General features: G+C 41.8%; 10 protein-coding genes. 1 reads left to right on the forward strand and 9 read right to left on the reverse strand.

Annotated elements, in window-relative coordinates:
* Positions 1-246 precede the first annotated feature (246 nt).
* The gene (gene tnpA, locus SLH46_RS08065) at positions 247-699 is read left to right on the forward strand and encodes an IS200/IS605 family transposase (protein ID WP_320280658.1); all 453 of its coding nucleotides are present in this window, start codon (positions 247-249) and stop codon (positions 697-699) included.
* Positions 700-856: 157 nt separating this feature from the next.
* On the opposite strand, the gene nifJ is transcribed toward tnpA, so the two are convergent.
* From nifJ to SLH46_RS21675, 9 genes are all read right to left on the reverse strand, one after another.
* Positions 857-4420, reverse strand: coding sequence for a pyruvate:ferredoxin (flavodoxin) oxidoreductase (nifJ, locus tag SLH46_RS08070; RefSeq protein WP_320280659.1), 3564 nt, complete (start codon positions 4418-4420; stop codon positions 857-859).
* A gap of 58 nt (positions 4421-4478) precedes the next feature.
* A complete protein-coding gene (locus tag SLH46_RS08075; protein ID WP_320280660.1) occupies positions 4479-5660 on the reverse strand; it encodes an ATP-binding protein in 1182 nt (393 codons plus the stop codon).
* Between the two features lie 146 nt (positions 5661-5806).
* Entirely contained in the window at positions 5807-6379 is a 573-nt protein-coding gene (gene rsxA, locus SLH46_RS08080; RefSeq protein WP_163345682.1) for an electron transport complex subunit RsxA, read from the reverse strand.
* 11 nt (positions 6380-6390) lie between these two features.
* Positions 6391-6975, reverse strand: a complete 585-nt coding sequence (gene rsxE / locus SLH46_RS08085; protein WP_297100200.1) for an electron transport complex subunit RsxE — start codon at positions 6973-6975, stop codon at positions 6391-6393.
* A 9-nt stretch (positions 6976-6984) separates the two neighbouring features.
* Positions 6985-7602 carry an RnfABCDGE type electron transport complex subunit G gene (locus SLH46_RS08090; RefSeq protein WP_320280661.1) on the reverse strand — a complete coding sequence of 206 codons (618 nt, stop codon included), beginning with the start codon at positions 7600-7602 and terminating at the stop codon, positions 6985-6987.
* Positions 7589-8566: an RnfABCDGE type electron transport complex subunit D gene (locus tag SLH46_RS08095; RefSeq protein WP_320280662.1), complete on the reverse strand. Its 978-nt coding sequence runs from the start codon at positions 8564-8566 to the stop codon at positions 7589-7591. Before SLH46_RS08095 ends, SLH46_RS08090 begins: the two co-directional genes overlap by 14 nt.
* A gap of 108 nt (positions 8567-8674) precedes the next feature.
* A complete protein-coding gene (gene rsxC / locus SLH46_RS08100) occupies positions 8675-10006 on the reverse strand; it encodes an electron transport complex subunit RsxC (protein WP_320280663.1) in 1332 nt (443 codons plus the stop codon).
* A 6-nt stretch (positions 10007-10012) separates the two neighbouring features.
* Positions 10013-10879: a Fe-S cluster domain-containing protein gene (locus SLH46_RS08105; RefSeq protein WP_320280664.1), complete on the reverse strand. Its 867-nt coding sequence runs from the start codon at positions 10877-10879 to the stop codon at positions 10013-10015.
* A gap of 4 nt (positions 10880-10883) precedes the next feature.
* Entirely contained in the window at positions 10884-11324 is a 441-nt protein-coding gene (locus tag SLH46_RS21675; protein ID WP_442873556.1) for a SoxR reducing system RseC family protein, read from the reverse strand.
* Between the last annotated feature and the right edge of the window lie 53 nt (positions 11325-11377).

The following is an 11377-nucleotide window of genomic DNA, read 5'->3' on the forward strand; positions in this document are numbered from 1 at the left end:
AAGCGGCTTTTTTTATGGCATTCGCCATTAATGCGCAAAGCCCTGCGGACTATGCTAGAGGACTTCGCACCCTTGGCGCAAATAATTTGCTTCAAGCGTGGAGTTTACATGATTAGTAAGCTCCAAAGGAGCGTAGTCATATAGCCATGCCCGAAGGGCATGGTATGAAATATGATTCAAAAATAAGCGCCAAGGGTGCGAAGTGAATTCTACACATTTTGTATTTTAGAGAATAAATAGAATGTTATGCCGCAATCATTAGTCAAAAACTATATTCATTTAACCTTTAGTACGAAAAACCGAGAACCATTGATTACCGATTCCATAAAGAAGGAATTGTTCAATTATTTGGGAGGTATTTGTAAAGAGCTTGAATCGCAGCCAATAATCGTTGGAGGAGTAAATGATCATGTTCATTTGTTGTTTAATCTATCACGTAAAATAGCCCTTATGAGTCTTGTGGAGAAATTGAAAACACATTCTTCCAAGTGGATTAAAGGAAAGGGGACGGAGTTCGCTGATTTTTATTGGCAACATGGCTATGGTGCTTTTTCCGTGAATCCTAAGCAGCTTGAAATTGTGAAGGATTATATTCAGAACCAGGAAATGCATCATAAGACAAGGGCATTTAAAGAGGAATACCTGCAGTTCTTGAAAGAGTATGCGGTGGTTTATGATGAGCGATTTGTTTGGGATTGATTTAGTCTACTACGCACCCTTGGTGCTTTATGGCATTCGCCATTAATTGCATAGCCCTTCGGACTATGTTAATAGACTTTGCACCTTTGGCGCAAATCAACGAATAAAAAAAGCCGCTTCAAAACGAAGCGGCTTTTCTATATAGCTTGAATAATTTCTATTCTTCTCCTTCTTCAGGTGTTGAGTAGTCCATTGCTGCCATACGTTGGTATGATGCGTAACGCCATTTTGCGTTAACTTCTGCAGCAGCGAATAATTCATCAGCCTCAGCAGGGAACGATTTCTTCAATGAAGTATAACGTACCTCGCCGTTCAGGAAGTCCTGGAATTGGTTCCATTCCGGTGTTTTAGAATCCAATTGGAATGGGTTTTTACCCTCGTCTTCCAATAGCGGATTGTAGCGGAACAAGTGCCAGTATCCTGAAGCAACTGCTTTTTTCTCCTCTTCCTGAGTACGTCCCATGCTGGCACGCAATCCGTGGTTGATACATGGAGAATAAGCGATAATGATAGAAGGACCTGGGTAAGCTTCAGCTTCTTTCAGTGCTTTAAAATACTGCGACTGGTTAGCTCCCATTGCAACCTGAGCAACATATACGTAACCGTAGCTCATCATCATTGCGCCAAGGTCTTTTTTACGTACTTTTTTACCCGAAGCAGCAAATTTAGCTACAGCACCTACAGGAGTCGCTTTACTCGACTGACCACCGGTGTTAGAGTAAACCTCGGTATCCATTACCAATACGTTTACATCTTCGCCACTAGCCATTACGTGATCTAAACCACCGTAACCAATGTCGTATGCCCATCCGTCACCACCGAATACCCAAATCGATTTTTTAACCAGGTATTGTTTCAATGACATGATTTCTTTAGCATATTGGCTGTCGCTTTCTTTGATAACGTCAAGAACTTTGTTGGTAGCAACAACTGAACCTTCGGCATTATCTTTTTTCTCCAACCATTCGCCAAATACTTCTTTCTCGGCGTCAGAAGCACCGTTTGAAAGGGCAGTGGTCATAATGTCGGCAATACGGCTACGTTGTGCACTAACACCTTCTGCGAAACCAAAACCGTACTCGGCATTGTCTTCGAACAGTGAGTTAGCCCAGGCCGGACCGTGACCAGACTCTTTGTGTTTACAGTAAGGAGTTGACGGAGCAGAACCACCATAGATTGACGAACAACCTGTAGCATTGGCAACCATCATACGCTCACCGTAAAGCTGAGTGATAAGTTTAATGTATGGAGTTTCACCACAACCTGCACAAGCTCCCGAGAACTCGAACAATGGCTGAGCGAACTGTGAGTTTTTAACCGATTTTGTTTTGTCAACAACAGTTTCTTTAACTGTAACTTTTTTGTCCATGTAGTCCCAACGACCAACTTCAGCCTGCTGCGAAGCAAGTGGCTTCATAATCAGCGATTTTTCTTTAGATGGACAAACATCGGCACAGTTACCACAACCAGTACAGTCAAGTGGCGATACCTGTATACGGAAATTCAATCCACCAAATACTTTCGATGGAGTTGCTGTTTTTGTTTCAGTACCTTCCGGTGCAGCACCAACTTCTTCTTCTGTCATCAGGAACGGACGAATTGCCGCGTGAGGACAAACGTAAGCACACTGGTTACACTGGATACAGTTACCCGACTGCCATTCAGGAACGTTAACTGCAATACCACGTTTTTCGAAAGCTGCTGTTCCAAGTGGGAATTGACCATCTTCTGAGCCTGCAAAAGTAGAAACAGGAAGATCGTCACCTTTTTGAGCGTTGATTACGTCAACCACTTTTGTAATGTATTCCGGACGGTCAGCATCGGCAGCTGCTTCGTCAGCAACAACGATGTCTTTCCATTCAGTAGGAACTTCAACTTTTACTACGTTTTTACCACCGGCGTCAACCGCTGCGTAGTTCATGTTTACAATGTGCTCACCTTTTTTACCGTACGATTTTACAATGGCAGCTTTCATTTGCTCAACAGCCATTTCGTAAGGAATTACTTCAGTAATTTTAAAGAAAGCCGATTGCATGATTGTATTGGTACGAGTTCCCAAACCAATCTCTTCACCCAGTTTTGTACCGTTAATGATGTAGAAATTGATTTCGTTCTCGGCCAAATATTTCTTCATTGCATCAGGCAACTGCTTTTTGGTTTCTTCTGCGTCGTTAATAGAGTTCAGCAAGAAAGAACCACCTTTTTTCAGGCCTTTCAGCACATCGTACATATTTACATATGCCGGAACGTGACAAGCAACAAAGTCAGGAGTGGTAACAAGGTAAGTTGATCGGATTGGTTTATCCCCGAAGCGTAAGTGTGAACAAGTGAAACCTCCCGACTTTTTCGAGTCGTACTGGAAGTATCCCTGACATGATTTATCTGTTGCGTCACCAATAATTTTAATCGAGTTTTTGTTTGCACCAACGGTACCGTCAGAACCCAAACCGTAGAATTTAGCCTGGTAAGTTCCTTCCGGAGTCATGTTGATTTCTTCTTTCAATGGAAGTGATTTGAAAGTCACATCATCAACGATACCGATTGTGAAATTGCCTTTAGGCTCTTTCATTTCAAGGTTTTCGTAAACTGAAAGAATTTGTGATGGAGTAGTATCTTTTGATCCTAAACCGTAACGACCGCCAACAATAACAGGAGCATTTTCTTTTCCGTAGAATTGCGACTGAACGTCAAGGAATAATGGCTCGCCAGTTGATCCCGGCTCAGCAGCACGGTCTAATACAGCAATACGTTTTACTGAATCTGGTAATGCTTCAACAAAGTGTTTTGCTGAGAACGGACGGAACAGGTGAACATTCATTAAACCTACTTTTTTGCCTTGAGCAGTTAAGTAGTCGATGGTTTCTTTAATGGTTTCAGTAACCGAACCCATTGCGATAATGATGTTTTCTGCATCAGGTGCACCGTAATAAGTGAAAGGACGGTATTTTCTACCTGTAATTTTGCTGATTTCATCCATATAATCGGCAACGATATCAGGAACTGCATCGTAGAATTTGTTTGCTGATTCTTTTGCCTGGAAGAAAATATCAGGGTTTTGAGCAGTACCGCGGGTAACAGGATTTTCAGGATTTAACGCACGATTGCGGAATTCCTGAATAGCTTCCTGGTCAACCAATGGAACGATGTCTTCCATTTCGATAGCTTCAATTTTCTGAATTTCGTGTGAAGTACGGAATCCGTCGAAGAAAGCAAGGAAAGGAACTCTTGCTTTAAGCGTAGCTAAGTGAGCAACACCTGCAAGATCCATTTCTTCTTGTACCGAACCTGAAGCCAACATTGCAAAACCTGTTTGACGGGCAGCGTAAACGTCGCTGTGGTCGCCAAAAATCGATAATGCGTGACCGGCTAAGGCACGTGCACTTACGTGAAATACTGTTGGTAATAACTCACCTGCAATTTTGTACATGTTAGGGATCATTAATAATAAACCCTGAGATGCAGTGTAAGTAGAAGTTAAGGCACCCGATTGCAGTGCTCCGTGAACAGCACCGGCAGCACCGGCTTCACTTTGCATTTCTGCCAAACGTACTGGGCGACCAAACATATTTTTCTTTCCAAAAGCAGCCCATTCATCAACGTACTCTGCCATTGTTGACGACGGAGTGATCGGATAAATACAGGCGACTTCGCTGAACATGTAACTCATATACGCTGCTGCGTAGTTACCGTCACATGTAACCATCTTTTTTTGTTTTGCCATCTTTATTCGTCTTTAATTTATTTAGTTTAAAATTGATATTCTAATCTTGATCCTTTTTCTAGTAAAGGAATCCAAAGAGCCACAAAGGAATTTTGTTTCCTTCGCCAACCTCAATTACGTCTGAAGCAGCGTAAATTCCTTTTTCGGGTTTCAGTTTTCGTCCGCCAACATTAAATTTATATTTTCCGTTGACGCAAAAATCGGCAACCGGCGATTTGGCCAGCTGGCACACATAACCTACCTGGTTATAAAAGAACGTTTGTCGAACCGTGGCTTTATCATTGTTATTCGGAGCAATAGCGTTTAGCAGGTTGGTATTGTGCATGTACACTTTGTCCGGTTTCTTCATCTGGTCGTCGTCGCTGCCACCATTCTCATAAAGTAGGTTGATGAGGCGGGCATTCTTCAAATACTTCAGATAATTCATAATTGTTGCACGCGACGTTTCAACCGAAGTGGCTAATTTACTAACATTTGGAGTAAAAGGCGTTTCTGAAGCGATGATGTGCAACAGCTTTCTGAGTTTTGGGAGGTATTTAAATTCAATCTGGTTGATGTACGGAACATCGATCTCCAATGCCAGGTTGATATTCTTCAACAACTTATCGATATAAAAATTCGGATCGTGAATGTAGTAGGGGAAATAACCATTACGTAAATAATCGTCGAAATATGCCAGCGGACGTATTTCGTCAACCACGGTTTGTGCAATTTCAATGTGGTTTTTCAGTATTTCCTCCAGCGTGTATGTCTTAAAATTACTTCCTGTTTCGTGATTCAAATACTCACGAAACGATAAACCTTCGAGGTGATAGATTTTTGCTATTCCTTCCAAATCAGGATTTTCTTCTGTAATTCGAAGTACCGGCGACGAGGTGAAAATAATTTTCAGTTCAGGAATTTCATCCAGGCATTTCCGTAAATCGGCTGACCAGTCAGGATATTTCTGAATCTGATCGAGTAATAATACTTTGCCGCCACGTTTGGCAAACTCATCGGCAAAAGAACTGATCTTACGTTTGGTGAAATAAAAATTATTCAGGTTAAGGTAAAGTACCTCGTTGCTTTCCGGGTGATACTTTTTTATATAGTCGAGCAAGAATGTTGTTTTTCCAACGCTCCTGAATCCTTTGATACAGATAAGCCGTTCGCTCCAATCGATGCTGTTCATCAGCTCTCTCTGGATGGTATCTTTCGACCCCTGAAGTAATGACTTATGTACTTGTTGAAAAAATTCCAATGTATTCGATTTTTAGATTAAATTGAGTTTGTAGATTTTGTAATCTCTACATAGCAAATTTAATAAATTTGTGTAAGGCGTGCATGTTTATTTTGTCTGTATGACAAAAATCATAAATGGTTAATATTGGGTTAATCTTAAACTAATTACACCAAACCAGAGAATCCCATAAACGCCATTGCAAGAATACCGGCTGCAATTAATGCAATAGGTGTTCCTTTTAATCCTTTTGGTACATCCTGTAAATCGAGGTGCTCGCGAATACCGGCAAAAATTATTAGTGCCAGACCAAAACCAATGGCATGCGAAGTTGAAAATATTACACCTTCCAGCAGGTTAAACTCGTTTTGCACGGTAAGAATTGCCACACCTAAAATTGCACAGTTGGTTGTAATAAGCGGAAGGAAAATTCCCAGCGCCTGGTAGAGTGGAGGACTTACTTTTTTCAAAATAATCTCCACCATTTGCACCAACGATGCGATTACTAAAATAAAGGCTATGGTTTGCAAAAATCCTAATCCGAATTTCTCCAACACATAGTTTTGTATCAGGTAAGTTACAATTGTTGCCAAAATCATTACAAAGGCAACGGCGCCGGTCATACCAATACCGGTCGACACTTTTTTGGAAACACCCAAAAACGGGCAGATTCCCAAAAACTGCATTAAAACAATGTTGTTTACAAGTATGGCGCCTATTACAATTACTAAGTAATTCATTTTCTATCCTCCTAATTTTTTTTCATTCGGTTGATCAATGCAATCAGGTAACCAAGAACAATAAATGCTCCTGGAGCCAGCACAAATACAAGGGTTACATAATTCTCGGGGTAAATGGTAATGTTGAATAATTTACCGCTTCCCAGAATTTCTCTGATACTTCCCAATAAAACCAAAGCGAATGTAAATCCCAGTCCAATTCCAAGCCCGTCAACTGCTGAAGAGCCCACATTATTTTTCGATGCGAAAGCTTCAGCACGACCCAGTACAATACAGTTTACCACGATTAACGGAATGAACAGCCCGAGACTCTTGTACAACGCAGGAACAAAAGCCTGCATCAGCAATTGTACAACCGTAACAAACGCGGCAATAATTACAATAAAACTCGGAATTCTGACCTTCTCAGGAATGGCATTTTTTACCAGCGACACTACAATGTTCGACATCAGCAAAACAAAAGTAGTGGCCAGTCCCATACCAAGTCCATTAATTGCCGACGAGGTTACACCCAATGTTGGGCACATTCCCAGCAGCAGTACAAATACCGGATTTTCTTTTAAGAAACCTTTTGAAAAGTTTTTCCACTGATTCATAACACGAAATTATTGTCCGGAATCTCCGGTGGTTTTATTGTTTTTATAAGTACTGTATGCTCTGTTCAGTGCATCAAGAAATGCACGGGAGCTAATTGTAGAAGCAGTAATCGCGTCGATATCTCCACCGTCTTTAGAAACGGTAAAATTGGTCGTTTCCGGATTTTTACCGATTACATACTGATTTGGCTTTTCAGGATTGCTGAACCAAACACCCATTTTAGATCCTAAACCTGGTGTTTCAGCATGTTCCAAAACTGAGTAACCCGAAAAGTTTCCGTCTTTGTCAATGCCGGCCATAATAGAAATGAATCCGCTAAAACCGCTTTTTGTATACGTTTTTATAGCAGTTCCTATCAGTTCGCCATTTTTATAAGCCGGGAAAAACTCAAGAGAGTCTTGTCCTTCACCGGGACTTAATACCATTGTTTCTCCCAACTCGTCAAATTCGGGCAATACCGTTTTAATTGCCTCGGTTTGTGCTTTCAATTTTGCCACCTCGATCGGGCCTTTTGTAAAATCGTAAACAAAACCCAGAACTGCTGCTGCAATACCTGTTACCAAAACAAGTGTTGCCACCATATTTATAAAACTTGATTCTCGTTTTGCCATTTTACTGTCCTCCAAATCGTTTAGGTTTAACATACATGTTGATCAATGGCACAAACGCATTCATAATCAGAATCGCGAACGAAATACCTTCAGGATAAGCGCCAAACATACGAATGGAGATCGTGATCAAACCAATTCCAACACCGTAGATCAATTGTCCTTTTCCGGTCATTGGAGAAGTTACCATGTCGGTTGCCATAAAAATGGCTCCCAGCATTAAACCTCCTGTAAAAATGTGGTAAACCGGATTCACATAAATTTCAGGATTTACCATCCAGAAAATTCCGGAAACCACCAAAACAGTTAGTATAATCGAAACCGGCGTTTGCCAGGTTATCACTTTTTTCCAAAGCATGTACAGTCCGCCAAGAATCAATAGAATTGCCGAAATCTCACCAAGCGATCCATGGTTAAAACCAATGGCCATATCGCTTAAATCAGGTAAGCCCTTTAATTGCGAAACCGGAATACCATTTTTAATTCCTTCTTTAATTACTGCCAGTGGTGTAGCTGCCGAAACTGCGTCAACATCCATCATACGAGTTGATGGCCACGATGTCATTTGCACCGGGAAAGAGATCAGCAGGAAAACCCTACCTACCAAAGCCGGGTTGAACACGTTCGATCCTAAACCTCCAAACGAAAGTTTACCAACTCCCATGGCTGCAATAGCACCGATAATAATAATCCACCACGGGATGCTTGCCGGTACGTTAAACGCCAAAAGAATACCTGTAATTAAAGCCGATCCGTCGGTTAGACTCGGTTTAACCTTCATTACATATTTTTGAATGAGGTACTCAACGGCCAGACACGATATAATCGAAATTAATCCGACCCGAACGGCATCGAGGCCAAACATAAAAATACCCCAGGCCATGGCCGGAATCATCGCATATACCACCCGAAGCATAATCTTCTGGGTTGAGTCGCTCGAATGAACGTGCGGTGATGGTGAAACTGTTAATAATTTACTCATTATTCAGCTGTTTGTTTTATTCTTTCTTTTGACGTCATTCCGAACTTGTTTCGGAATCTGTGGTTTTAGATCCTGAAACAAGTTCAGGATGACGTTCAGTTGATTGTTTTATTTTTTACGTGAACGAATCATCGCTCCAACTTTTCCTTTTCCAAAACGGATATAATCGAGTAACGGACGGCTTGAAGGACAAGTGTAGCTACATGAGCCACATTCAATACAATCCATTATGCGTTCGTTTTCTGCACGGTCAAAAATTTGTTTTTCTCCCAAAGTCATCAATAGGTACGGTTCCAGTCCCATTGGGCAAACCGAAGTACAACGCGAGCAGCGAATACAGGCTTGTATTTCTTCGCGTTTACTTTCTTCTTCCTGCATCAGAAGAAGTCCTGAAGTACCTTTAGTTACCGGAACATCAAGCGATGCAATGGCGCGTCCCATCATCGGGCCACCACTGATAATTTTCCCGGTATTTTCAGGTAGACCACCGGCTGCTTCAATCAATTCTGATGTCGCAGTTCCTACGCGAACCAAAAAGTTCGATGGTTTTTTGAGGCCTTTTCCGGTAACGGTTACCACGCGCTCCAATAATGGTTTATTTTTCTGGATGGCTTCGTAAACAGCGAAGGCAGTACCTACGTTGCTTACCACAGCACCAACAGCAATCGGTAAAGCGCCCGATGGAACTTCTTTTCCGGTAACTGCATTGATCAGCTGTTTTTCGCCTCCTTGTGGATATTGAACTTTAAGTGACTGAACACTCACTCCTTTATATGAAGCACATTTTTGATTCAGCAATTTAATAGCATCGGGTTTGTTGTTTTCGATACCGATAACGGCTTTGTCAACACCCATTGCTTTCATCAGCAACTGGATTCCCACCATAATTTCGTCGGCTTTTTCCAGCATTAAACGGTGATCCGAAGTCAGGTAAGGTTCGCATTCCACACCGTTAATCAACAGCACTTCTGCTTTCATACCTTTTGGCGGCACCAGTTTTACGTGGGTAGGGAAGGTTGCACCACCCAAACCAACGATTCCGGCTTCCTGAATCTTTTTAACGATTTCAGGTCCGTCAATTGAAATTTCTTTTACCAAATCTTCCGAGCGGTCAATTCCTTCAACCCACTCATCACCATCTACAGCAATAAAAATACCTTGTTTCGGATACCCCGAACTGTCGGCTGAAAAATCAACCTTGGTAACTTTTCCTGATACTGATGAGTGAATGTTTGTAGAAACAAAACTGCTGCTTTGCGCAATTACATGTCCTACTTTTACTTCGTCGCCTTTTTTTACCACCGGAGTTGATGGCGCACCAATGTGCTGGGCAACCGGTATAAACACTGTTTTTGGAAGTGGCAGGACTTCAATCTTTTTATCTTTCGATAATTTATTTTCGGGAGGATGTACCCCGCCAATTTTGAACGTCTTCAACATCCTGTATTAATTTACTGGTTCAGTTTCTTTTTTTACTTCTGGCTTGGCTTTCCTCGGAGGAAAGTTCTCTTCGATGATGGCACTGGTTGGGCAAACAGCCACACATTTGCGGCAAAGTTTACACTTGTCCGAATCAATGTATGCCAGGTTGTTTTCCATTGTAATGGCATCAAACGGGCATTCTTTGAAACACTTGCTACAACCGATACAAGCCACGCTACATGCTTTGCGAGCCACGCCACCTTTGTCCTGGTTACGGCACGATACCACAACCTTGCGGTTTTTAGGCATCTTTTTACGTAACTCGATAAGGCTTTTCGGGCAGGCATCAACACAGGCACCGCAGGCCACACATTTGTCGTCGATAATTTCAGGAATACCTGTTTCCGGATGCATTACAATAGCATCGAAATCGCAGGCATCGAAACAATCGCCGAAACCAAGGCACCCATACTGGCAGTTGGTCTCGCCACTGTAAACCGATGATGCGATGGCGCAGGTTGTTGCTCCGTTAAAACTGCTGGTTTTGGGACGATTGTCGCAGGTCCCGTTACAACGAATGTACGCAACACGGGGATCTTTTTTTACCGCCTCAAGACCGAGGATTGAAGCCACGTTGTTCATGGTTTCGTTGCCACCAACCGGACAGTTTAAATCTCCAAGACTACTGGCCTTTACACAGGCTTCGGCAAAAGCACGACAACCGGCATAACCACAACCTCCGCAGTTGGCCCCAGGAAGTGCTTCATCCACATCGTCGATGCGTGGATCTTCAAAAACTTTGAATTTCTGTGCCACAAAGTACAGGATAACCGCAGCCGCAGCTCCTATAACTGCTAATGTGACAATTGTATATACAACAGTGATACTCATTTTATTAAGAGATTTCTTCGAGTTCGAATTTCAATACTTTTTTTAACAAATGCCTAAAAAAATATAATGTTATATAGTATGGTATTAATATAATCAGCGAAAGAAGGCCCGATTTTAGCTCGTCGCCGGTAATTTCGAGTGCAATAATTAAAGTGCCCAGAACAACAAAAAACGGAATTACATAACCCCAGATAAGTGCCGTAAAACCTTTTGATTGTTTAAACAGGATGGTAACCTCGTCGCCAACTTTGTAGTTGCCTTTGTATTCGGTAACCTCAATTTCCTTGTCCTGGAAATCGGAAACCGAACAAGCTCCCTGTGCGTGACAGGTGGAGCAGGCTGATTGACTGACAATATTTACAATCAGCGAGGTGTCTTTTACACCAATAACAAATCCTTTATGTCGAATCGTTGAGTCCGTAACTTTAAATTTTGCTATTTGCAGATGGCAAAACTATATAATAAATTAAATCTGCATGTGTCAAAATATCAGTTTTT

Origin of the sequence: Draconibacterium sp. IB214405, assembly GCF_033963885.1 — a bacterium.
GTDB lineage: Bacteria > Bacteroidota > Bacteroidia > Bacteroidales > Prolixibacteraceae > Draconibacterium.

Bases quoted from the DNA above. Each gene is read 5' to 3' on its own strand.
- tnpA (WP_320280658.1), top strand. From the start codon at position 247: ATGCCGCAATCATTAGTCAAAAACTATATTCATTTAACCTTTAGTACG.
- nifJ (WP_320280659.1), bottom strand. From the start codon at position 4,420: ATGGCAAAACAAAAAAAGATGGTTACATGTGACGGTAACTACGCAGCA.
- rsxA (WP_163345682.1), bottom strand. From the start codon at position 6,379: ATGAATTACTTAGTAATTGTAATAGGCGCCATACTTGTAAACAACATT.
- rsxE (WP_297100200.1), bottom strand. From the start codon at position 6,975: ATGAATCAGTGGAAAAACTTTTCAAAAGGTTTCTTAAAAGAAAATCCG.
- SLH46_RS08095 (WP_320280662.1), bottom strand. From the start codon at position 8,566: ATGAGTAAATTATTAACAGTTTCACCATCACCGCACGTTCATTCGAGC.
- rsxC (WP_320280663.1), bottom strand. From the start codon at position 10,006: ATGTTGAAGACGTTCAAAATTGGCGGGGTACATCCTCCCGAAAATAAA.
- SLH46_RS08105 (WP_320280664.1), bottom strand. From the start codon at position 10,879: ATGAGTATCACTGTTGTATATACAATTGTCACATTAGCAGTTATAGGA.